We start from the raw sequence: 22,505 nt of genomic DNA on the forward strand, positions 1-22,505 counted from the left end.
GTGTGCGTGTGGTGCAGATCCGGTGCAGGCGTCGATCGACCGCCCTACGGCCGTTCGCGCTGAGCCTGTCGAAGCGCTGCTGTCCTCAAGTGCGCCGCCCGTCGCGCCCCGCTCTTCGACAGGCTCAGGGCGAACGGGGTGAAACGGATTGCGTTAGGCCTGATCCCTGGCCCGCTTCGCCGAGCCGTCGCGCAAGGCCCATCGCAGTACCGATCCGACGCCCGCCATGCCGGCGCGGACCATCGGGCGGCGGCCGGGCGGCGGCGTGAGGTCGTGAAGCGTCACGGCCCAGCGCGGCAGCAGGTCGATGCCCGCGGCCATCAGCAGCTTTTGCGCGGAGGCGAGCGCTGGCGCCGCGACGGGCTGGTCGAGCAGGGCGCGGGCAACCTCGCGCGTGCGATGATCGGCGCGCAGGCGCGGGCGGATCGCGGTAAAATACGCGTCCACCTCGGCGCGGCTGCGTGGGACGTCGCGGGCGCCGAGCGCTTCGGCGACGCGGGCATATTCGGCGAGATAGCGGTCCTGCTCCGCCGCGGGATAGTCCGGGTCGCGGTAGCGGCGGTGCGCGGCGAGGAAGCTCGCGACCTCGGCGACATGGACGAAGGTGAGCAGTTCGGGATCGTTCGCGCTATAGGGCGTGCCGTCGGGCAGCGAGCCCGCGACGGAATCATGGATGCGGCGGACGCGGGCGATCATCCGCTCCGCCGTCTCGGTCGAGCCATAGGTCGTCGCGGAGATGAATTGCGCGGTGCGCCGCAGCCGGCCGAGCATGTCGGCGCGGAAGTTGGAATGGTCCCACACGCCCGCCAAGGCGCCGGGGTGCAGCATCTGGAGCAGCAGGGCGGCGACGCCGCCCGCCATCATTGCGGTGAAGTCGCCATGCACCACCCAAGCGGCCGAGCCGGGGCCGAACAGGCCGTCGTCGCCAGGCGGACGGGTGAGATCGATCGTGCCGTCGTCGAAGCCGACGAGCCGATGCACTTCGCGCTGGATCGCGCCGCGCAGATCGCTCATGCTGCTGTCCGTCAATCTCATGCACGTCCAACCGGTTGAGGGGTACAAAAGATGCGGCTGATCGTATCGATGATCGCAGGCCTTGCGATGACCACCGCCGTCGTGGCGCAGGAAAAGGCTGCGCCCGCCGGCAGTGCGATCGGCCGGGCGCTCGCCGATCCTGCGCGCGCCGACCAGTCGGGGGACGATGCGCGGCGCCAGGCGGCGGCGGTGCTCGCCTTTTCGGGTGTGAAGCCGGGCGACGTCGTCATCGATTATCTGCCGGGTGCCGGATATTGGACGCGCATCTTTTCCGGCATCGTCGGGCCGAAGGGCAAGGTCTATGCGCTGTGGCCGGCGGCGGGGGCGAAATATGCCGCGAAGACGCTGCCCGCCTTGCAGGCGCGCGGCTTGGCTAACGTGACCGCCGAGGTGCAGCCGACCAACCTGCCGACCGTGCCGCAACCGGTCGACCTGTTCTGGACGGTGCAGAACTATCACGACATTCCGAATAACGGCGCCGGCGAACCCGCGCTGCGCGCGTTCGACGCGGCGGTGTTCAAGCTGCTGAAAAAGGGCGGCACCTATGTCGTCATCGACCATGCCGATGCGCCCGGCACCGGCCTGTCGGGCACCGCGACGCGGCACCGCATCGATCCCGCCGTGGTGCGCCAGCAGATCGAATCGACGGGCTTCCGCTATGTCGGGTCGAGCAACGTGCTCGCCAACCCCGCGGACGATCATACGAAGAACGTGTTCGATCCGGCGATCCGGGGCAAGACCGACCAGTTCGTGATGAAGTTCCGCAAGCCCTGAGGGGCGACGCGTCTATCGATCCGTTCGTGCTGGGCCTGTCGAAGCACGGCCATTCACGTGCGGTGCGGGTGTGGTGACGCGCCCTGCGACAGGCTCAGGGCGAATGGTGGGCGGATAGGCGGCGATATGTCGTCGCGTCCACGAACCTCTCCGTCGTGTGCGGCGTTGGGCGCTGCATCTGACCAGGAGAATGCGTGTGTCGTCACTTGCCAACAGCCTGCCCAAGACCCTGCTCGCCGGCGTCGCCGGGGGGATCGTTGCCAGTCTGGCGATGGACCTGTTTCAAAAGGGTGTCGCCGCGGTGGTCGACATGGGCGGCAGCAACGACGATCCCGCGACGGTGAAGGCGGCGGACAGCGTCAGCGCGGCGGTGACGGGCGAGCCGGTGACGCAGAAGCGCCGCGAGAGCGCGGGGGTGCTGGTGCATTATGTGACCGGCGCGGCGCTCGGCGCGGGCTATGCGCTGGCGGCGCGGGTGTGGCCGGAAACGACGGCGGGGTTCGGCACGGCGTTCGGCGTCGGCGTCGCGACGCTGCTCGACGATGTGGCGGTGCCCGCGTTCGGCTGGGGACCATCAGCCACCGATACGTCGCCGGCGATCCATGCGTACGGGCTGGCGAGCCACGTCGTGTTCGGGGCGGCGCTGGAGGGAACGCGGCGGTTCGTCGAGGCGGTGGATTGAGGCGGGACTATCGCCTCTGACTCAGCGTCACCTTGGACGCCGGGGTCCCCTCTGCGGCGACTGAAAACGCAGGAGCCTCTGGCCAGCCCCCTGAGGCGCGGTGGACCCCGGACCGAGTCCGGGGTGACGTGGTGGATGGGGTAGGCGCCGCGCTTATGCCATCGCCGCGCGCAGCGTTGCCCTGACGCCCGGTGTGCGGGGTTCGTATTCCACGGCGGAATGCAGGCTTTGCGCCATGGCGCGGATCAGCTTGGTGCCGAGGCCGGTGCCCTTGGGCGTCGCCTCGGCGGGCATGCCGCAGCCGTCATCCTCCACCGCGAGCAGGAAGATGTCGTCGCCGTCGCGGCGCAACAGCACGCGAATCTCACCGCCGACGCCGTCCGGATAGGCATATTTGCACGCGTTGGTGACGAGTTCGGTGACGATCACGCCCAGCGACACCGCCTTGTCGGTCGGCAGGCGGATCGATTCGGCGACAAGGTGCAGCGTGTTTGCGCCGTCGTCACACGACAAAGTTTCGTTGAGTTCGTCGATCAGCGACTTCAGATAATCGTGCATGTCGACGCTTTCGACGTCGTTCGCCGAATACAGCCGGCGGTGGACCTGCGCGATCGCACCGATGCGGCGCTGCGTATCGTCCAGCGCGGCGCGCGCGGCGGGGTCGCTGAGCGCGCCTGCCTGCAACCGCACCATCGCTGAGACGAGCTGCAGCGAATTGGCGACGCGGTGGTTCACTTCGGACAGCAAGGTCTCGAGCCGCGCGTTGCTGGCGCGCAGATCCTCTTCGGCGCGCGCCTTTTCCCGCGTCAGGCGGCTACGCTCCAAGACCTGTTCGAAGCTGGCGGTAAGCAGATCGAAGAAGTCTTCGCCCACCGTCTTGACGACATAGTCCGCGGCGCCCGCCTTCAACGCGGCGATCGCGATCCGTCCCTCGTCCGATCCGGTGACGTAGACCACCGGTGGCGGCTCGGGCAGCGCCTTCAGCTGCTCGAGCGTTTCCAGCCCGTCCATTTCCGGCATGTAATGGTCGACCGCGACGAGATCGAACGGCTGGCCCGCCGCCAGCATCACGCCCTCCGCGCCGCTGTCGGCGACCGTCACGCTATAGCCGCGCCGTTCGAGCGTGCGCGCCGCGAGCCGGCGCAGACCGGCGTCGTCGTCGATATACAGGACGCTGGCGGGCGCGCTGGGCGGAACCTGGGTCAGGATCAGTGTTCCTCGACCTCGGGGACCTGGATCACCGACAGGAACAGGCCGAGCTGGCGGATCGCCTGCGCGAAGCTTTCGTAATTCACCGGCTTGGTGATGTAGACGTTGCAGCCCAGATCGTAGCAGCGCTGGATCTCGACCTTGTCGTCTGTGGTGGTCAGCACGACGACGGGGGTGCGCTTCAGGGGGCTGTCCTCTGCCTTGATGCGGGCGAGGATGTCGGTGCCGCTCATGTCGGGCAGGTTAAGGTCGAGCAGCACCAGCGCCGGGCCGTTCCTGGCGGGGCCGTCGGGCGCCTCGAACAGGAAGTGCAGCGCCTGGTTGCCGTCGGTGAAATGCTTTATGTCGTTGTTGATGCCGGCGCGGCGGATGTTCTTTTCGATCAGGCGCGCGTGGCCTTCGTCATCCTCGATCATGACGATGCCGACGGATTGATGGGCGTTCATGACGCAATGTCCTGGCTGGAAAAGGTGGCGGGAAGGTTGAGGCGGAAGGTCGACCCTTCGCCCAGCGCGCTATCGACGTCGATCGTGCCGCCGAGGCGATAGGCCAGCGCGCGGACATGCGCCAGCCCGATCCCCTCGCCGGGCTGGTCCTGTTGGCCCGATCGGCGGAACAGATCGAAGATGCGCTGGTGATCGCGGGCTTCGATGCCGCGGCCGTTGTCGGCGACCGACACGATCACGCGATCGCGGCGCTGCTCCGCCGATACGCTGATCGCGCCGGGGCGACCGGGCTGGAGGTATTTGCTCGCATTCTCGATCAGGTTCGACAGGATCTGTTCGATCGCGACGCGGTCGGTCACCACGCGCGGCATCGGGCGGATGACGGTGAGCGTGACGCCGCGATCGTCGAGGACGTGGCGGATCGACCCTTCGATCGTGTCGACCACGGCGGCGAGGTCGATCGCTTCGGGGGTGATGACGCGGCGACCTTCACGCGACAGCTTCAGGATGGCGTTGATCAGCCGGTCCATCTTCTGCGTCGAGGTGCGGATGAAGCCGATCGCTTCGGGCAGGTCCTCGCGCACCGCCAGCCGCGCATCCTCGGTAACGATATCGGGGCATTGCGCCTCCGCCTGCTCGACCAATGTGGTGAGCGGCGGAATGACCGCGGCGAGTTCGGCGGTGAAGCCCATCACGTTGACCAGCGGCGAACGCAGGTCGTGGCTGACGATATAGGCGAAGCGCTGGATTTCCTCGTTCGCGCGGCTGAGGTCGGCGGTGCGCTCGGTCACCGTCTCTTCGAGCCGCTCGTTGAACGAGCGCAGCGAATCGCGCGAGGCGGCAAGGTCGCGCGTGTAGCGCAGCACGGTGAGCAGCGAGGCGAGCACGACGAACGCGAGGATCACCGCGGCGGTGGCAAGGATGCCGTAGAACAGGCGGACGCTGGCGCGCTGTGCGGCGTTGCGGATCTCGAGCAGCCGGCGTTCCTCGCCGCTCATCCGTTCGAACAGCGCGCGGATCATCATCAGCCGCCGGATGCTGGTTTCCTGTTCGAATGCGGTCACCGCGTCCGCGCGGCGACCGGCATCGACCAGCGCGATCGTGCGACTGCGCTGGTCGAGCAGGGCAGCGACCTCGCGTTGCAACAGCGTGAAGCTCGTGACCTGGCGCGGATTGTCGTGGGTCAGCGATTCCAGCCGGGCGAGTGCGGGTGCCAGCGCCGCGCCCCATTCCCGGTAGGCGTCGCGATAGCGCACGTCGCTGGTCAGCAGATAGCCGCGACGCGAGGCTTCGCTCTGTTCGATCAGGCGCCGTGCGGTGCCGATCGCCAGTTCCACCTCATAGGTGTGGCCGACCGTTTCAGTGTGCTGTTCGCCACGCGCGGTGGCGAGGCCGGCGGCGATGCCCGCCACGATCAGCGCGGCGAAACCCATCACCATGAAGGCGATCAGCACGCGGCCGAAGCGGCCTTCCCTGACGACGAAACGGTTGCGGATGGTGGCGATCACGGGCGCTGCCTTACGCCAGCGTTACGAACCATTCCAGAGGGGTGAGATTATACTACAGCAAGAGGTCCTGCGCGCTGGCACGTCCCACGGCGCCGCCACCGCTGCGGCGATCCATTTCGGCATTGGCGGTGAAGCGGATGTCGGGATCGCGATCGGTCAGGAAGGCCATCAGGCTTTCATGGTCGAGCTCGCTCCATGCCTTGCCGCGATAGGGGCCGTAGCGGACACGCGGGATCAGGCCCGGGGTACGCGACCAGTCGAGGCATTGCGCGAGGCCCGCTTCGTTCAACTGATCGCGCAAATGGTGCGCGGTGACATAGGCGTCGGGGAAGGCGCGATGGACGGGCAGGCCACGCTGCTGGTCCAGCCCCTCGGGGCGGCGGTAATAGCGCAGCACCTGGTTGGAAAAACTGGGGCTGTCCGGCCACAGGCGCAGCGCGCACTTCCAGGTGCAGATCCATTCCTGGCCGTGGGTCAGGCTGGGCGTGCAGAATTGCTGTTCAAAGTCCGCCCGATGCGCGGCGAGCGCGACGCGGCGCGGGTAGGGATCGAGCACGCGGCGTGCGACGTCATGCCACCAGGGTGCGTCGGCGACATCCTCGTCGAGGATGTGGTGGATCGCCTGCGTGATCGGCGGGATGGCGCGGCCGGGATTGACGAGGATCGACCCTCCCTCGCCCTGCAATTCCCAGCGGCCATCGGCGCCGAGCGCAACGTCCTGCCAGCCGATTTCGCACACGCCATGCGCAGGCGGCGCGCTGCCGGTGGTTTCGAGGTCGATGACGCGGACGATCTGGGGCTGGGGACGCATTGCTGGGGTAGATGGGGGATGTGGACGGATTCCGCCAGCATTTGGTGAGGGGGGTGGTGAGCGGTGCTTGCTATGCAGAGGGCATTGCTGTCCGCCCCCTCCGTCACGCCTTCGGCGCGCCACCTCCCCCTGGCGGGGGAGGACTTTCGTCGTTGGCGTTGACGAGGGTGTGGGGTGTGTGGGGGGCGGGGTGTGGCGTGTGAGAGTACGAGACGGTTCGTCTCTCTACTCGTCACCCCGGACTTGGTCCGGGGTCCACCGGGCCGCAAGGGGATGGCAAGAGGCTCAAGCCACCCCCCTCGCCGCGGAGTGGACCCCGGACCAAGTCCGGGGTGACAGTGTGGGCGGCCGGTGGCAACCCACTCCGCTCCCGATCAGCGATAGTCGTCTTCGTCGATGTCCAGCTCGCGCACGCCGCGCTGCCGCCGGGCGCGGTCGACGAGTTTGCGGATGCCCTCGCGGCGTTCGCGGGCGGCGGGGATGTCGCGCAGGACGAACTGCATATTCTGCGTCGTGCGGTCCGACGAGGTGATGGTGATCGTGCCGATATCCGCGATCTGGTTGATGACCGAAAAGTCGACGCGCACGTCCTTGATCCGGTACAGCTCGATCTCGTCGATCGATTTCATGACGAGGCCGCGCTTCACGATCAGCCGCTGGTCGGTGATCTCATAGGCGGCGGCCATGTTCTGCAACCAGCGGACCGCGATGATGACGAGGCCCACGCCGATCGCGCAGCTGAGGATCGTCAGCCAGCCGGTGAAGCTGCCGAGCAGCCAGCGATTGGTGCTCGAGCGGAAGCTGTCGACGGCGCGTTCGGCACTGTAGGACCCAGACATGACACCGACCCTATCGGGCACGGCATGTCTGTCAATCGCGGGCGATGCCGCAGGCGGCAAGGTGCGCATCGACCTCGGCGAGCAAGGCGTCGAGCGCCGCCTGGGAGCGGGCTTCGGCGCGCAGTGTCAGCATGTCCTGCGTGTTCGAGGCGCGCAGCAGCCACCAGCCCGCGGGCGTCGTGACGCGGACGCCGTCGATCGCGACGACGGGCGTGCCGGTCGCCTCGACCCGCGCGCGCACCGCATCGATCACCCCGGCCTTGCGCGCCGGATCGATGGCGAAGCGCAGGTCGGGCGTGCTGACGAACGGCGGCATCGCGTCGTGCAAGGCGGTGAGCGACTGGCCAGAGCCATGCACTGCGCCGATCAGCTGCACCGCGGCGTACAGCGCGTCGTCGAAACCGTACCAGTCGTGGCCGAAGAAGATGTGGCCCGACAATTCGCCCGCGATCGGCGCGGCGTGGGCGAGCATCGCCTCCTTCATCGGGCTGTGGCCGGTCGCGCCCATCACCGCGGTGCCGCCCAGTTCCGCGATACGATCGAAGACGTAAGCCGAGGATTTGACGTCGGCCACCACGGTGGCGCCGGGACAGGCGGCCAGGACGGGCGCGATCAGCAGGGCGAGGAGCTGGTCGCCCCACAGCACGCGGCCCTTGCCGTCGACCGCGCCGATCCGGTCGCCGTCGCCGTCGAAGGCGATGCCGAAGTCGAGGCCCTTCTCCCGCACGAGCGCCTTGAGGTCGGCGAGATTGGCCTCTTCGGTCGGGTCGGGGTGATGGTTGGGGAAGCGGCCGTCGACGAGGGTGTGGAGCAAATGATGCTCGCCGGGCAGTTGCGCGACGAGCCGCTCCACCGCGGGGCCGGCGGCGCCGTTGCCGCAATCCCAGCCGATGCGGAACGCACCGCCGGCATAGCCCGCGAGTAGGCGCGCGACATAAGCGGGCAGGACGTCGTGGTGGGTGACGCTGCCGGTGCCCTCGCTCCACGCGCCGGTGGCGGCGAGGCGGGCGAGATCGACCACGTCGGCGCCGTAGAAGGAGCGGTGGCCGAGCACCATCTTGAAGCCGTTGTCGTCGCGCGGATTGTGGCTGCCCGTCACATGGATGCCGGCGTCGACGCCCAGCGTCGCCTCGGCGAAATACAGCATCGGCGTGGGGCCGAGGCCGATGCGGACGACGTCGACGCCGCCCGCGACGAGGCCGGCGACCAATGCGGTTTCGAGGTCGGGCGAGGACAGGCGCCCATCGCGTCCCACCGCCACGCTTGTGCCGCCCGCGGCGCGGACGCGGGTGGCGAAGCTGCGGCCGATCGCGGTCGCGTCGGCGGGGGCGAGGTTGCGCCCCACAGTGCCGCGAATGTCATATTCCCGCAGGATCGCGGGCGAGAGGACATGGCTCATGCGGGGCGGCGCAGGCCCTCGATCAGCAAATCACGCGCCGCGTTGATCTCACGCGTCGCCGATTCCGATCCGCCGCGATCGGGGTGGAATTCGGCGAGCAGGCGGCGATGCGCGGCGCGAATCTCCGCCTCGTCCGCCTCTGCCGCGACGCCCAGGATGCGGCGCGCGCGCTGCTGCGGGCTGACCGCGGTGCGCTTCGGCTTTCGGCCCAGATAGTGCCATGCGAGCCAGATCAGCCCGATGACGATCAGCCATTTCATGCGGCGATATCGGGGGTCGGCTCGGCGGCCTGGGATTCGAACGGCTGCGAGTCGGATGGCTGGGCCGGTTCGGGCAATTGCAGCGCCGCCATCATCTCGCGCAATTCCTGGCGCGAGGCGACATGGCCCAGGCCCATCGCGCCGAATTCCTTGGCATCGATCATGGTGAGGCCGGTCGGGAACAGCTCGCGATAGATCACGCGTTCGCCCAGGCCCGGAATGATGCGGAAGCCGACGCGCTTCGACAGCTGGGTCAGCGCATCCGATACGCGGCGCATGTTGCGCGCCTCGATATGCTGCAGGCGGTTGCGCAGCACGACCCAGTCGATCTGCGTCCCATCGGCGCGGGCACGCTGCTTGCGCGCGTCCCAGATCAGTTCCGAATAGAAGCTCGGCTTGGTGACGTTGAAGGTTTCGGGATCGACCTGGCCGATCAGGTCGAAGTCGACGAAGCTGTCGTTCATCGGCGTGACCAGCGTGTTGGACAGCGCCGCCGCGGTGCGCGCGAAATAATCGTCGCGACCGGGGGTGTCTACGATCAGGAAGTCCGCACCCTCGGACAGGCGGGTCCACTTTTCCTCGAACACGTCTTCGCTCGTGCCGTCGTGCGTGTCGTGGACGGGCATGGGCAGCGCGCTGCCCTTGCGCTGCATCGTGGCGGCGCGATTGTCGAGGTAGCGGCCGACGGTGCGCTGCCGGTGATCGAGGTCGAAACAGGCGACCTTCGCGCCCTTAGCGGCGAGCGCGATGGCGACGTGGACCGCCGTCGTCGACTTGCCGGTGCCGCCCTTTTCATTGGCGAAGACGATGACGTGGGGGGAGGGGACATGTGGCCCTGCGGGCACGGCTCGTTCCTTAATGCGTTCTTCCGGGTTGCCCGGTTGCTGCCCTCTTCATAGAAGCCGCGCGCTCATTGTTCGAGGGGGTAAACGGTGCAGACAGTTCGAGACCTGGCCGGCTTGCGCGACGCGGTCGCCGCATTCCGCGCCGAAGGGGCGACCATCGCGCTGGTGCCGACGATGGGTGCGCTGCACGCGGGCCATATGGCGCTGGTCGAGGCGGCGCGGCGCCCGGGCACGAAGGTGATCGCATCGATCTTCGTCAACCCCAAGCAATTCGGCCCGAACGAAGACCTCGCCCGCTATCCCCGGCGCGAGGCGGCGGACGCGCGCCTGCTCGCCGACCATGGCTGCGACCTGCTGTGGGCGCCGCCGGTCGAGGTGATGTACCCCGAAGGCTTTGCGACGAACGTCAGCGTTTCCGGCGTCAGCGACGGGCTGGATGGCGCGGCGCGGCCGGGGCATTTCGATGGCGTCGCGACCGTCGTCACCAAGCTGTTCAACCAGACGCGCGCCGACGTCGCCTATTTCGGCGAGAAGGATTTCCAGCAGCTCGCCGTGATCCGCCGCTTCGTCGCGGACCTCGACATGGCCATCGAAATCATCGGCGTGCCGACGCAGCGCGACGATGACGGCCTCGCGCTGTCGTCGCGCAACATCTACCTCGACGAGGAACAGCGCGCGAAGGCCATCGCACTGCCGCGCGCGCTGGGCGTCGCGGCGCGCAGCATCGCACGCGGCGACGATCCCGAAGGCGCGCTGGCGGAGGCGCGCGGCGCGCTGGTCGCGGCGGGGTTCGAGGTGGATTACGTCGCGCTGGCCGATGCCGAAACGCTGGCCGAATCGCCAGCGGCAGACCGGCCTCGGCGGCTGCTCGCGGCGGCGCGGATGGGCACGACGCGGCTGATCGACAATGTCGCGGTCGAGGCAACGCCCTGACGGACATGGTGTTTTTCGCGTTAACCATTTCGTAGCGGTCGGCGCGCCATGGTGGCCTTATGAAAAATAGGGGCGATCCATGGCTAACAGTCTCAAGAGTGCGCAGTTTCTTTTAGAAAGCCGCATCGCCGACGCGATGCGCGGCCGGCCCGAGGCGTTGTTCGACCTCGGCGTGTGCTATCAGACCGGGACCGCGGGGGCGGGGATCGATCTGATCGAGGCGCACAAATGGTTCAATCTCGCCGCCGTGGCGGGCCTTGAGGACGCGGTGGATGCCCGCGCCGACGTGGCCGAGGACATGACCGCGCGCGAGATCGCCGAAGCGCAGCGCCAGGCGCGCGCCTGGCTGATGATGACGCAGCGCCGGGCGGCGTAGGCGGTTCGCTACGACCTGGTGTTCGTCATCCCGGCGCAGGCCGGGATCCATGGACACGCCGCCGCCGATGGTTTGCGAACCACAGCCGTCCCGCCACCATGGATCCCGGCGTGCGCCGGGATGACGAGGGAGGGGCGGTGCCCATCCCACTGCCGTCATTCCCGCCTTCGCGGGAATGAAGAACCTCTGACCTTTCGGCAAGAAGCGCGACGGTAGCGCATCTGGATTCCCGCCTTCGCGGGAATGACGGGGTGGGGTGAGGTCCCTCTTTCCTCGTGGGACGCTAGGCGGCGGTATCTTTTGCCGGGGGCGCAATCACCCGAGCCGCGTTTGCCGCCTCGGATGGTTTTCGCGCCGCATACGGGCGGTCACCATTTGCGCCTAGATGACGAGGGGGTTCACCAAAGCACCGTCATTCTCGCGCAGGCGGGAATCCAGAACCTCTGACCTTTCGGCAAGAAGCGCGACGGTAGCGCGTCTGGATTCCCGCCTTCGCGGGAATGACGAACGTGGGGATCAGTCCGCCTTCTTCTTAGCCGGCGCCTTTTTGGCGGCCGGCTTCTTGGCAGCCGCATCCTTCGCCGACGGCTTCTTCGCCGCGGCCTTTTTGGCCGGCGCCTTCTTCTTTTTCGCCGGGGCCGCCGCCGCGCGGGCATCGATCAGCGAGGCCGCTTCCTCCAGCGTCAGCGCCTCGGGCGTGATCGACTTGGGCAGCGTCGCGTTCGTCTCGCCGTCGGTAACATAGGGGCCGTAGCGCCCTTCCATCAGCTTGATCTCCGCCTCGGTGCGCGGGTGCTTGCCGAGCTCCTTGAGCGGCGCGCGTGCGGCCCCGCGGGCGGGACGGCCACCGCCGGCCGCTGCCTCGGCGAGCTTGACCACCGCGGCGTTCATCCCTGTTTCGAACACGTCGGCGGTCGATTGCAGCCGCGCGTATTTGCCGCTGTGCGCCAGATAGGGGCCATAGCGACCGATCGAGGCGGTGATCGGCTCGCCCGTTTCCGGGTGATTGCCGATCGTGCGCGGCAGGCTCAAGAGCTTCAGCGCCCATTCCAGGTCGAGCTCGCCAGGCAGGTCCTTGGGGATCGAGGCGCGCTTGGCGTCCTTGCCCTCGCCGAGCTGAATGTACGGCCCGAACCGCCCCGACTTGCGCTCGACCTCCAGCCCGGTGACCGGGTCCTTGCCCAGGCCCTCAGGGCCGCTGTCCTCACCAGCCTCGGCACCGGCCTGCGCGAAGCGGCGGGTGTATTTGCACTCGGGATAATTGGAGCAGGCGATGAACGCGCCGAACCGGCCGCCGCGCAGCGCGAGCTTGCCCGCCTCGCATTTTGGGCAGAGCCTGGGATCGCTGCCGTCCGCCTTGTCGGGGAACAGATAGGGCGCGAGGAACTGGTCGAGCTCCGCGGTGATCGCCGACGGCTGCTGCTCCATCACCTCGCTGGTGCGCGGCTTGAAGTCGCGCCAGAAGGCTTCCAGCACGGCCTGCCATTGCGCACGGCCGCCGGACACGTCGTCCAGCTCCTCCTCCAGCTCGGCGGTGTAATCGAAGCCGACGTACTTCTCGAAGAAGCGTTCGAGGAACGCCGTGACGAGCCGTCCCGATTCCTCAGCGAAGAAGCGGTTCTTCTCGACGCGGACGTAATTGCGGTCCTTCAGCGTCTTGATGATCGAAGCATAGGTTGACGGGCGACCGATGCCGAGCTCTTCCATCCGCTTCACCAGCGAGGCTTCGGAGAAGCGCGGCGGCGGCTGGGTGAAATGCTGTTCGGCGGCGACGTCCTTCTTGGCCGGCGCATCGCCCTCGCGCAGGCGTGGCAGCCGGCGCGCTTCCTCGTCCTGGCTGTCGTCCTGGCCTTCTTCGTACAGCGCGAGGAAGCCGGGGAAGAGCACGACTTGGCCGGTCGCGCGCAGCACGTTGCGCCCCGTGCCGTCCGCCATCTCGACCGTGGTGCGCTCCATGCGCGCCGACGCCATCTGGCTGGCGAGCGCGCGCTTCCAGATCAGGTCGTACAGGCGCGCGTGATCGCCGCCGCCGACGCGGTCCTTGCTGAAGTCGGTCGGGCGGATCGCCTCGTGCGCTTCCTGCGCGTTCTTCGCCTTGGTCTGGTACTGGCGCGGCGAATCGGGGACGTAGCCACCGTCGTAACGCTCGGCGATCGCCTTGCGCGCGGCCGAAATCGCGCTGCCGTCCATCTGCACGCCGTCGGTGCGCATGTAGGTGATCGCGCCATCCTCATACAGGCCCTGCGCGATGCGCATCGTATGGTCGGCCGAGAAGCCGAGCTTGCGCGCCGCCTCCTGCTGCAACGTCGAGGTGGTGAAGGGCGGCGGCGGGTTGCGCGTCGCCGGCTTGGTCTCGACCGACTGGACCGAGAAGCGCCCCGCCTCGACCGCGGCCTTGGCCTTCTGCGCGTCGCCCTCATTGCCGATCGACAGGCGGTCGAGTTTTTTGCCGTCCCACTGGACGAGGCGCGCGGTGAAGGGCGTGCCGTCCTGCTCCATGCTCGCGGTGACCGACCAATATTCCTGCGCGCGGAACGCCTCGATCTCGCGCTCGCGGTCGACGATCAGGCGCAGCGCGACCGACTGCACGCGGCCGGCCGACTTGGCGCCGGGCAGCTTGCGCCACAGCACCGGCGACAGCGTGAAGCCGACGAGATAGTCGAGCGCGCGGCGGGCGCGGTATGCGTCGATCAAATCGGTATCGAGCTCGCGCGGGTTCGCCATTGCGGTGGTCACCGCCGCCTTGGTGATCGCGTTGAACGTGACGCGCTGGACGTCCTTGGGCAGCGCCTTGCGGCCCTTCAGCACCTCCTGCACGTGCCAGCTGATCGCCTCGCCCTCGCGATCGGGGTCGGTCGCCAGGATCAGGCGATCGGCGGTCTTCGACAGATCGGCGATGGCTTTGAGCTGCTTCGTTTTGTCCGCGTAATTTTCCCACTCCATCGCGAAGCCCTCGTCGGGATTCACCGACCCGTCCTTCGCCGGCAGGTCGCGGACGTGGCCGTAGGAGGCGAGCACCCGGTAATCCGAGCCGAGGTATTTTTCGATGGTCTTCGCTTTGGCGGGCGATTCGACGATGACGAGCTGCATGGCGGCGATTACGGTCCTTACGTGTACGCGCGAGGGTGGAAAGCCGCCGGGGCGACTGTCAACAGGGGGATGACACCGATGTGGGGATCGACGGGCGTCGAGGACAAGGCGTGGGCGATACTGGTATGAGCAGCGCAGGCGTCGACCATCGCCGCGCGCACCGGGCGCGCGTGCAGCTCGAACGGATGACCTTCTTTTCGGACGCGATCTTCGCGATCGCGATGACGCTGCTGGTGGTCGAGGTGAAGCTGCCAGCACTGCATCATGCGACGGGGCCGGAACTGGGGCAGGCGCTATGGGCGCTGCTGCCCAATTATGTCGGCTTCCTCGTCAGCTTTCTGGTGCTCGGCCGCTTCTGGATCATCCATCACGACGTGATGGGGTTGCTCCGCGCCGCCAGCCCTCGACTGGTGATGGCGAACCTGCTGCTGCTGCTCGGCGTCGCCTTCATGCCGTTCCCGACCGCGATCATCAGCGAATATGTGAACTTGCGCGTCGGCATCGGCTTTTACACCGGCTGGCTGATCCTGCTGGGGCTGCTCAACCGCCACCTGATCCGCGTGATCGCGCGCTCGCCGGAGCTGCTCGACGACGACATCGGGGCGCATGAGATCACGCCGCTGATGCACCGCAGCTGGATCCCCGTGATGATCGGCCTCTGCGCCTTCGCCGCCGGCATGGTGACCTGGGTCGCGGCGCTGGTGGTGCTGGTGGTGGTAAGCCCGGTCATCAGCATCGTCGTCGGCCGCTGGGCGGCACGGGCGGTCGGCTGAACCGAAGCGGTCGGCCATTCTCTCAACGGGCGAGCAGGCGCCGTTCGAGCAACGTCGCCATGTCGCGTCGCCCGTCCGCGATCACGACGACGAAGACGGTCGTCTCGATCGTCCGATAGATGATCCGATAGGGTGCGCTGACGATCTGGCGATAGTCGCGCATGCCGATCGTCTGCAGTTCGGGCGGCACGGCGCCGCGATCCGGGAAGTGGCGCAGCGCGTCGATCCGCCCGACCAATGTGTTGAGTAACGCGTCCGCCGCGGCCTGTCCGCCATGCGCCAGCCGATAGCCGTGGATGTGCCGTAGATCCAGTTCCGCACCGCGCGTCAGGCGGACGGCAAAGGGCGCCGTCATTGCGATCAGCCGGTGCGGATCGCGGCGGCGACGTCCTCCAGCGCGCGGGTGTCGCCATGTTCGATGTCGATCGTTCCGAGCGCGAGCAGCTTGAGCAACGCCAACGTTTCTCGCGTTTCGTCATAGGACGCGACGTCTTGAAGGACCGCCTTCACCTCGCCGTTCTGCGTGATCGCAAGAGGTTCGCGGGTTGCGGTAAGTTCAGTTAGCACGTCGGCCGCGTGTGCCTTAACGTAGCTGATCGGTTTGACCCGTTCCGCAAAGCCCATCATTGCCTCCAAACCAAATACGGACCGAATATGGTTCGCCTCGGTCTAGAAGGCAAGGCTGACCCTTCCGCCGGCATGGCGTTCCAGCCGGCCGGCGAGTTCCATTTCGAGCAACACGGTCTGGAGGATCGCGGGGGCGATGCCGCTTTGGCGGATCAGTTCGTCGACGGTGACCGGCACCGGGCCTAACAACGCGGTTACGCGGCGGCGATCGGTGTCGTCGGCGTCCGCGGGGGGCGGGCCGCCATAGCTGGCGGTGGGGGCGCGGACGCTGCGCGGGTCGATCGGGCGCAATTGTTCGAGGACGTCGGCGGCCGTCTGGATCAACGTGGCGCCGTCGCGGATCAGCAGGTTGCAGCCTTGCGCGCGCGGATCGAGCGGGCTGCCGGGGACGGCCATGACCTCGCGTCCCGCCTCGCCCGCCAGCCGCGCGGTGATGAGCGAGCCAGAGCGGGGCGCGGCCTCCACCACCACCGTGCCGAGCGACAGGCCGGCGATGATGCGGTTGCGCGAGGGAAAGTTGCGCGCGAGCGGCTGCGTTCCCGGCGGCTGTTCGGCGACCAGCAGCGCGCGGGCCGCGACCTCTTCCTGTAAGTCCCGGTTTTCGGGCGGGAAGGTGACGTCGATACCGCTGGCGATGACGCCGATCGTGTTCGGCAGCGCGCCGACGTGCGCGGCGGTGTCGATGCCGCGCGCCAAGCCGGAGACGACCGTCGCTCCTTCGGCGGCAAGATCGTGCGCGAGGCTGCGGGCAAAGCGGCAGGCGGCGGCCGAGGCGTTGCGCGCGCCGACGATCGCGACGCACAGGCGGCTGGCCAGAGTCAGGTCGCCGCGGACGATCAGCGCGGGCGGTGCAGTGTCGATCTCGGCGAGCAGCGGCGGATAGTCAGGATCGTCGAGGAAGACGTAGCGCGCGCCGAGTCTGGCCGTCGTCGTCAGTTCGCGCTCGACCAGTCCCGCGTCGGCGACACGCGGCGCGTTGCCGCCGCCGCGCCGGGCGAGCGTCGGCAGCATGTCGAGCGCGGCTTCGGGCGTGCCGAACCGGGCGATCAACTGGCGATAGGTGACGGGGCCGACCCCCGCGGTCCGGATCAGGCGAAGGCGCGCGAGATCGCGCTCGGCCACGCTCAGTCGTCCTGCGAGCCGTCCGCCGCGGCGCGCTTGCCGCCGCCGATGCGCGGTTCGGTGCCGTTGGCGATCCGCTCGATATTCTCGCGATGCTTCCAGAGCACGATTGCGGCGAGCGCGAGCAGCAGCATGACGAGATCGAACCGGCCGAAGATCGCGCCGCTGACCGGCGCGCTGACCGCCGCGGCCATGCCCGCGACCGACGAGATGCGGACCGTAGCGAGCAGCCCCAGCCAGACGACGGCATAGACCAGCCCCATCGGCCAGTGCAGCGCCAGCACGATCCCCATCAGCGTCGCGACGCCCTTGCCACCACGGAAGCGGAGCCAGATCGGATAGCAATGGCCGACGAAGGCGGCGGCCGCGGCGACCATCTGTTCGCCCGGGAACAGCCAGCTGACGATCCACACGGCGGCGGCGCCCTTCAGCAGGTCGAGCAGCAGCGTCGCCGCGGCGAGGCCCTTGCGTCCGGTCCGCAGCACGTTGGTCGCGCCGATATTGCCCGATCCGATCGTGCGCAGGTCGCCCGCGCCGCCGAGCCGCGTCAGGATCACCCCGAACGGAATCGAGCCCAGCAGATAGCCGAGCACCAGCGCCGCGGTCGGTGCCATCCAGAGGATTTCTGTCTGCAAGTGTGCCCCTTCGTGACTGGCCCCATCATAGCGGCATCGGACCGGCTTGGCCAAGGGGGGCGGACTTGCGGCGAGCGGTGCGGCGGCTATGCACGCGGGCGATGGATATGCGTCCGATCCTGTTCTTCGATTCCGGTGTCGGCGGCCTGTCGGTGGTCGCACCGACGCAGACGCTGCTGCCGTTCTCACCGATCGTCTATGCGGCCGATTCGGCGGGGTTTCCCTATGGTACGAAAAGCGAGGCCGAGATTGCGGCGCGGGTGCCGGCGCTGCTCGGGCGGCTGGTCGAACGCTATCGCCCGCGGCTGGTGGTGATCGCGTGCAACACGGCCTCGACGATCGCGCTGCCGGTGGTGCGCGCTGCGCTCGACGTGCCGGTGGTGGGGACGGTCCCGGCGATCAAGCCGGCGGCCGCCATGAGCGTCACGCGGGTGATCGGCGTGCTGGGGACGCAGGCGACGGTGCGGCAGGCCTATGTCGATGACCTCGCGGCGCGATTTGCGGGCGACTGCACGGTGCTGCGCCATGGATCAGCAGCGCTGGTCGAATTGGCTGAAGAGACGCTGGCCGGGAAGGCGCCCGCCACGGAGCGGTTCGCGGCGGCGCTCGCCGGGCTGATCGAGCAGCCGGGGGGCCAGCGGATCGACGTGATCGTCAACGCCTGCACGCACTTCCCGCTGGTCGAGGCGGAGCTGGCGGCGGTGGCGCCCGCGGGGGTGCGCTTCATCGATGGCGGGCCGGGAATCGCGCGGCGGATCGCGGCGCTGACCGACGGGCAGGACTGGCCTGCCGAGGCGCCGACGCATCGCGCGGTGTTCACGCGGCTGGGCGCGGCGGAGCGGGCGCTGGAGCCGGCGTTGGCGCGGTACGGGATTGGGGTGGTGGAGGCGCTCTAGCCTCACCCCACCGTCACCCCGGACTTGTTCCGGGGTCCACCGGGCCGCGGGGGGATGCTTTGAGCCTCCAGCCGCCTCCCTGGCTGCGGAGTAGACCCCGGAACAAGTCCGGGGTGACGGGGGATTTTTGGGCGGGGCCGCCGCCCACCCCTGGGACAAAATGCCCAACCCTTCGATCACCCTGACCTGTTTTATCCGCTGGCAACACCGCCGCGCGCGCGATACACGAGCATCCCATGAACAGCGACGGCACGGACACGCGCGTGGACTATTCGCGCGTTTTCACCCAGGCGATCGACCGCCTTCATGCCGAGGGACGCTATCGCGTCTTCATCGACATCCTCCGCAACAAGGGGATGTTCCCCAATGCGCGCTGTTTCGCGGGGCATAATGGCCCCAAGCCGATCACGGTCTGGTGTTCGAACGACTATCTGGCGATGGGCCAGCATCCCGACGTGATCGCCGCGATGGAAGAGGCGCTGCACGACGTCGGCGCCGGATCGGGCGGCACACGCAACATCGGCGGCAACACGCACTATCACGTCGATCTGGAGCATGAACTCGCCGACCTGCACGGCAAGGAAGGCGCATTGCTGTTCACCAGCGGCTATGTGTCGAACGAGGCGACGCTGTCGACGCTCGCCAAGATACTGCCCGGCTGCGTGATCTTTTCGGACGAGCTGAACCACGCCTCGATGATCGCCGGCATCCGCAACGCCGGGTGCGAGAAGCGCATCTTCCGTCACAACGACCTCGCGCACCTCGAGGAGCTGCTGGCGGCCGAAGACTCGGCGGTGCCCAAGCTGATCGCGTTCGAGAGCGTCTATTCGATGGAAGCCGACATCGCGCCGATCGCCGCGATCTGCGACCTCGCCGACAAATATAACGCGCTGACCTATCTCGACGAAGTGCATGCGGTCGGCATGTACGGCGCGCGCGGCGGCGGCATTTCCGAGGCTGAAGGCGTCGCGCACCGGCTGACGATCATCGAGGGCACGCTGGGCAAGGCGTTCGGCGTGATGGGCGGCTATATCGCCGCGGACCAGACGATCATCGACGTGATCCGCTCTTATGCGCCGGGCTTCATCTTCACCACCAGCCTGTCGCCGGTGCTGGTCGCGGGCGTGCTGGCGAGCGTGCGGCACCTGAAAGCCTCCAGCGTCGAGCGCGAAGGCCAGCAGGCGTCGGCGGCGCTGCTGAAGACGATGCTGAGCGAGGCCGGTTTGCCGGTGATGCTGGGCGACACGCATATCGTGCCGGTGCTGGTCGGCGACCCGGTGAAGGCCAAGCGGATCAGCGACATCCTGCTCGCTGAATATGGCGTCTACGTCCAACCGATCAATTATCCGACCGTCCCGCGCGGGACCGAGCGCCTGCGCTTCACGCCGGGCCCGAGCCATACGCCCGAGATGATGCGCGAACTCACGCAAGCGCTGGTCGAGATCTGGGGCCGGCTGGAACTGCGCAAGGCGGCCTGACCGCCGCCTGAATATCGCTCCCAGTGGCGTCGCGCCCGGTGAAGCCCGTGCTTCGACAGGCTCAGCACGAACGGTGGTTGCGTGGGTATTCGTCGAGGCGCCTCCTCCTGGGGCGGGCAGGCAGCGAGCGGGCCATGCCAGCCACTGCCGCCGCACAACCGTTCGCCCTGAGCCTGTCGAAGGGCGCTAACCCCGAGCGACGTCGCGCTTGGTGGCGCTGTGTGCTTCGACACGCTCAGTACCAACGGTGGTCGTGGAGGGAGCGATCGTAAGGCGCTGTTCTGTGGTGTCAGGCCGCCAATACCCCGCACAGGGCGCCGATGATGATCGAGAGGCTGCCCAGGCCCAGCGACAACGGCACGCGCAACGCCATCCAGCCGCCGGGCGTGATCCCCTGTGCGGTGAGCCGGCGGTCGACCAGCAGCGTCAGCAGCACCGCCACGCCCAACAGCACCAACGCCAGCGCCAGCGAGATGACGCCGCCGACCGACAGCAGGATCAGGCCGGCCGCGACGATCGAAGGTGCGACCGCCAGACAGGCGATCTCGCCCTGCCGCACGCCGGCGCACATCGCGAAACCCCACCAGATGCCGCCGAGGAAGCTGAGGATCAGCGCGGCATAGCCGAAGGCGAACATGCCACCCGTTTGCGTCGTCTGGTCGAAGGCGCAGGTGGCGGCGGCGGCGATCTGCGGCAGCAGGCCGGCATAGCCGAGGATCATCGCCGATTCGCCGACCGTGCCGGTCAGGCCCTGGCCGCTGGCATCGCTGCCGATCGGCTCGGCGCTGGCGGAGTGGCGCTCAGGCATCGGATCGCCAGCGGGATCGCAGGCGGGCGCAGCGGCTGCTCGGGGTGCGATCTTGATGCATGTTGTCCAAGCGCGTGACCGGCGCGGGCGTTCCCACGCGCCATCGTGTCCCGATGCCTTTCCCCGCATCGGCTGTGGCATTTGCGTGACGGTGGCGCTAAGGCGCCGCGCATCGCTTCCTCATCACAGCCGGGACGCCGCTTCGCCTTGCGCATCGCCTTCGCCTCCGATCACGCCGCCGTCGCGCTGAAGGCGCTGCTGGTCGCGCACGCCGCCACGCTGGGTCACGAGGTGGTCGACCTGGGTCCGGAAACCGACGCGCGCGTCGATTATCCCGATTACGGCTACAAGCTGGCCGATGCGGTCGCGCGCGGCGAAGCGGCGTTCGGCGTGGCGCTGTGCGGATCGGGAATCGGCATCTCGATCGCGGTCAATCGCAATCCGGCGTGCCGCTGCGCGCTGGTCACCGAACCGCTCGCGGCGTCGCTCGCGCGCAACCATAACGACGCCAACGTCATCGCGATGGGCGCCCGGCTGATCGGGCCGGACCTTGCGAAGGCGTGCCTCGAAGCCTTTCTCGCCGCTCCGTTCGAGGGCGGCCGTCACCAGGCCCGTGTCGACAAACTGTCGCAGAAGGATTGATCCCATGAGCACCCAGCCGAACGATCTCAGTGACATCCGCTCCAGCGGCTTCTTCACGCAAGGGTTGGCGGATGCCGATCCCGCCGTGTTCGGCGGCGTGGCCCACGAACTCACCCGCGAACAGACGCAGATCGAGCTGATCGCGTCGGAAAACATCGTGTCGAAGGCGGTGCTCGAGGCGCAGGGCTCGGTCTTCACCAACAAATATGCCGAAGGCTATCCGGGCAAGCGCTATTACCAGGGCTGCGCGCCGTCGGACGAGGTCGAGAGCCTCGCGATCGAGCGTGCCAAGCAGATCTTCGGCTGCGGCTTCGTCAACGTGCAGCCGCATTCGGGCGCACAGGCGAACGGCGCGGTGATGCTGGCGCTGGTCAAGCCGGGCGAGACGATCCTGGGCATGAGCCTGGATGCCGGCGGCCACCTGACCCACGGCGCCAAGGCGGCGATGAGCGGCAAGTGGTTCAACGCGGTGCAATATGGCGTCGATCCCGACACGCATCTGATCGACTATGACGCGGTCGAAGCCCTCGCGGTCGAGCATCAGCCGAAACTCATCATCGCGGGCGGCTCGGCCTATCCGCGCGTCATCGACTTCGCCCGCTTCCGCGCCATCGCGGACAAGGTCGGCGCGTATTTCATGGTCGACATGGCACACTTCGCCGGCATCGTGGCCGCCGGCCTGCACCCGACGCCGTTCGGCCATGCGCATGTCGTCACCACCACGACGCACAAGACGCTGCGCGGCCCCCGCGGCGGCATGATCATGACCGACGACGAGACGATCGCGAAAAAGATCAATTCGGCGGTCTTCCCCGGCCTGCAGGGCGGCCCGCTGATGCACGTCATCGCCGCCAAGGCGGTCGCGTTCGGCGAGGCGCTGCGCCCCGAATACAAGAGCTACATCGCCGCGGTGGTCGAGAACGCCAAGGTGCTGGCCGCCACGCTGAAGGAGCGCGGCGCCGACGTGATCGCGGGCGGCACCGATACGCACCTCGCGCTCATTGACCTGCGCCCGCTCGGCATCACCGGCAAGGACGCGGACGAGGCGCTGGAGCGCGCGGGCATCACCTGCAACAAGAACGGCATCCCCAACGATCCGCTGCCGCCGATGAAGACCAGCGGCATCCGCGTCGGCTCGCCCGCCGGCACCACGCGCGGCTTCGGCCCGGCGGAGTTCCGCGAGATCGGCAACATGGTCGCCGACGTTCTCGACGGTCTTGCAAAGAAGGGCGAACACGGGGACCCCGACGTCGAGGCGAACGTTCGGGACCGTGTGCGCAACCTCTGCGCGCGCTTCCCCATCTACGAAGGATAACA

Annotated in this window: 24 protein-coding genes; 9 read left to right on the forward strand and 15 right to left on the reverse strand. The window is 68.1% G+C overall.

Features of this window, described 5'->3' with window-relative positions; genetic code table 11:
* Positions 1 to 153 precede the first annotated feature (153 nt).
* Entirely contained in the window at positions 154 to 1,014 is an 861-nt protein-coding gene (locus GGR47_RS00330) for an oxygenase MpaB family protein (protein WP_147036474.1), read from the reverse strand.
* Positions 1,015 to 1,065: 51 nt separating this feature from the next.
* On the opposite strand from GGR47_RS00330, the gene GGR47_RS00335 reads away from it, so the two are divergent.
* Both GGR47_RS00335 and GGR47_RS00340 read left to right on the forward strand, forming a co-directional pair.
* On the forward strand, positions 1,066 to 1,809 hold the full coding sequence (locus tag GGR47_RS00335; protein WP_147036473.1) for a class I SAM-dependent methyltransferase: 744 nt from the start codon (positions 1,066 to 1,068) through the stop codon (positions 1,807 to 1,809).
* A gap of 190 nt (positions 1,810 to 1,999) precedes the next feature.
* Entirely contained in the window at positions 2,000 to 2,491 is a 492-nt protein-coding gene (locus tag GGR47_RS00340) for a DUF1440 domain-containing protein (protein ID WP_147036472.1), read from the forward strand.
* Between the two features lie 153 nt (positions 2,492 to 2,644).
* Here GGR47_RS00340 and GGR47_RS00345 read toward each other — a convergent pair whose 3' ends face one another.
* The 8 genes from GGR47_RS00345 to GGR47_RS00380 all read right to left on the reverse strand — a co-directional run bounded on the left by GGR47_RS00345 (position 2,645) and on the right by GGR47_RS00380 (position 9,808).
* On the reverse strand, positions 2,645 to 3,697 hold the full coding sequence (locus GGR47_RS00345) for a sensor histidine kinase (RefSeq protein WP_167509749.1): 1,053 nt from the start codon (positions 3,695 to 3,697) through the stop codon (positions 2,645 to 2,647).
* 2 nt (positions 3,698 to 3,699) lie between these two features.
* The gene (locus GGR47_RS00350) at positions 3,700 to 4,146 is read right to left on the reverse strand and encodes a response regulator (RefSeq protein WP_017977314.1); all 447 of its coding nucleotides are present in this window, start codon (positions 4,144 to 4,146) and stop codon (positions 3,700 to 3,702) included.
* A complete protein-coding gene (locus tag GGR47_RS00355) occupies positions 4,143 to 5,654 on the reverse strand; it encodes a sensor histidine kinase (protein WP_147036471.1) in 1,512 nt (503 codons plus the stop codon). Before GGR47_RS00355 ends, GGR47_RS00350 begins: the two co-directional genes overlap by 4 nt.
* 52 nt (positions 5,655 to 5,706) lie before the next feature.
* Positions 5,707 to 6,465 (reverse strand): exonuclease domain-containing protein, encoded by a 759-nt coding sequence (locus GGR47_RS00360; RefSeq protein ID WP_017977316.1) that lies wholly within the window; start codon positions 6,463 to 6,465, stop codon positions 5,707 to 5,709.
* Between the two features lie 374 nt (positions 6,466 to 6,839).
* Positions 6,840 to 7,304, reverse strand: coding sequence for a PH domain-containing protein (locus GGR47_RS00365; RefSeq protein ID WP_147036470.1), 465 nt, complete (start codon positions 7,302 to 7,304; stop codon positions 6,840 to 6,842).
* A gap of 31 nt (positions 7,305 to 7,335) precedes the next feature.
* Positions 7,336 to 8,703, reverse strand: a complete 1,368-nt coding sequence (pgmG, locus tag GGR47_RS00370; RefSeq protein WP_147036469.1) for a phosphoglucomutase/phosphomannomutase PgmG — start codon at positions 8,701 to 8,703, stop codon at positions 7,336 to 7,338.
* On the reverse strand, positions 8,700 to 8,963 hold the full coding sequence (locus GGR47_RS00375) for a J domain-containing protein (RefSeq protein ID WP_116462866.1): 264 nt from the start codon (positions 8,961 to 8,963) through the stop codon (positions 8,700 to 8,702). Before GGR47_RS00375 ends, pgmG begins: the two co-directional genes overlap by 4 nt.
* On the reverse strand, positions 8,960 to 9,808 hold the full coding sequence (locus GGR47_RS00380; protein WP_147036468.1) for a division plane positioning ATPase MipZ: 849 nt from the start codon (positions 9,806 to 9,808) through the stop codon (positions 8,960 to 8,962). Before GGR47_RS00380 ends, GGR47_RS00375 begins: the two co-directional genes overlap by 4 nt.
* 87 nt (positions 9,809 to 9,895) lie before the next feature.
* On the opposite strand from GGR47_RS00380, the gene panC reads away from it, so the two are divergent.
* Positions 9,896 to 10,741, forward strand: coding sequence for a pantoate--beta-alanine ligase (gene panC / locus GGR47_RS00385; protein ID WP_147036467.1), 846 nt, complete (start codon positions 9,896 to 9,898; stop codon positions 10,739 to 10,741).
* Positions 10,742 to 10,820: 79 nt separating this feature from the next.
* Positions 10,821 to 11,117, forward strand: coding sequence for an SEL1-like repeat protein (locus GGR47_RS00390; protein ID WP_018250550.1), 297 nt, complete (start codon positions 10,821 to 10,823; stop codon positions 11,115 to 11,117).
* A gap of 516 nt (positions 11,118 to 11,633) precedes the next feature.
* On the opposite strand, the gene topA is transcribed toward GGR47_RS00390, so the two are convergent.
* Positions 11,634 to 14,207 (reverse strand): type I DNA topoisomerase, encoded by a 2,574-nt coding sequence (topA, locus tag GGR47_RS00395; protein ID WP_147036466.1) that lies wholly within the window; start codon positions 14,205 to 14,207, stop codon positions 11,634 to 11,636.
* A gap of 110 nt (positions 14,208 to 14,317) precedes the next feature.
* Between topA and GGR47_RS00400 the strand changes: the two genes are divergently transcribed.
* Positions 14,318 to 14,980, forward strand: a complete 663-nt coding sequence (locus GGR47_RS00400; protein WP_277286351.1) for a TMEM175 family protein — start codon at positions 14,318 to 14,320, stop codon at positions 14,978 to 14,980.
* 22 nt (positions 14,981 to 15,002) lie between these two features.
* Here GGR47_RS00400 and GGR47_RS00405 read toward each other — a convergent pair whose 3' ends face one another.
* Genes GGR47_RS00405 through plsY form a run of 4 tightly spaced genes read right to left on the reverse strand, consistent with a single transcriptional unit; the run spans position 15,003 to position 17,343 of the window.
* Positions 15,003 to 15,335 (reverse strand): type II toxin-antitoxin system RelE/ParE family toxin, encoded by a 333-nt coding sequence (locus GGR47_RS00405; RefSeq protein WP_147036464.1) that lies wholly within the window; start codon positions 15,333 to 15,335, stop codon positions 15,003 to 15,005.
* A gap of 5 nt (positions 15,336 to 15,340) precedes the next feature.
* Positions 15,341 to 15,607: a type II toxin-antitoxin system Phd/YefM family antitoxin gene (locus GGR47_RS00410; protein ID WP_147036463.1), complete on the reverse strand. Its 267-nt coding sequence runs from the start codon at positions 15,605 to 15,607 to the stop codon at positions 15,341 to 15,343.
* A 42-nt stretch (positions 15,608 to 15,649) separates the two neighbouring features.
* Positions 15,650 to 16,729, reverse strand: coding sequence for a DNA-processing protein DprA (dprA, locus tag GGR47_RS00415; protein WP_147036462.1), 1,080 nt, complete (start codon positions 16,727 to 16,729; stop codon positions 15,650 to 15,652).
* Positions 16,730 to 16,731: 2 nt separating this feature from the next.
* Positions 16,732 to 17,343, reverse strand: a complete 612-nt coding sequence (gene plsY / locus GGR47_RS00420; RefSeq protein WP_147036479.1) for a glycerol-3-phosphate 1-O-acyltransferase PlsY — start codon at positions 17,341 to 17,343, stop codon at positions 16,732 to 16,734.
* 122 nt (positions 17,344 to 17,465) lie between these two features.
* Here plsY and murI point away from each other — a divergent pair, with 122 nt between their 5' ends.
* Positions 17,466 to 18,260, forward strand: a complete 795-nt coding sequence (gene murI / locus GGR47_RS00425) for a glutamate racemase (protein ID WP_147036461.1) — start codon at positions 17,466 to 17,468, stop codon at positions 18,258 to 18,260.
* A gap of 236 nt (positions 18,261 to 18,496) precedes the next feature.
* Positions 18,497 to 19,738 (forward strand): 5-aminolevulinate synthase, encoded by a 1,242-nt coding sequence (gene hemA / locus GGR47_RS00430; RefSeq protein WP_147037388.1) that lies wholly within the window; start codon positions 18,497 to 18,499, stop codon positions 19,736 to 19,738.
* 289 nt (positions 19,739 to 20,027) lie between these two features.
* Here the strand turns inward: hemA and GGR47_RS00435 are convergent, their stop codons facing one another.
* Positions 20,028 to 20,546: a DUF3429 domain-containing protein gene (locus GGR47_RS00435; RefSeq protein ID WP_147037389.1), complete on the reverse strand. Its 519-nt coding sequence runs from the start codon at positions 20,544 to 20,546 to the stop codon at positions 20,028 to 20,030.
* Between the two features lie 207 nt (positions 20,547 to 20,753).
* Here GGR47_RS00435 and rpiB point away from each other — a divergent pair, with 207 nt between their 5' ends.
* Both rpiB and glyA read left to right on the forward strand, forming a co-directional pair.
* Entirely contained in the window at positions 20,754 to 21,188 is a 435-nt protein-coding gene (gene rpiB / locus GGR47_RS00440) for a ribose 5-phosphate isomerase B (RefSeq protein WP_147037390.1), read from the forward strand.
* A 4-nt stretch (positions 21,189 to 21,192) separates the two neighbouring features.
* The gene (gene glyA / locus GGR47_RS00445; protein WP_043061275.1) at positions 21,193 to 22,503 is read left to right on the forward strand and encodes a serine hydroxymethyltransferase; all 1,311 of its coding nucleotides are present in this window, start codon (positions 21,193 to 21,195) and stop codon (positions 22,501 to 22,503) included.
* The last annotated feature ends 2 nt before the right edge of the window (positions 22,504 to 22,505 follow it).

The organism is Sphingomonas aquatilis, assembly GCF_014196115.1.
Taxonomy (GTDB): Bacteria; Pseudomonadota; Alphaproteobacteria; order Sphingomonadales; family Sphingomonadaceae; genus Sphingomonas; species Sphingomonas aquatilis.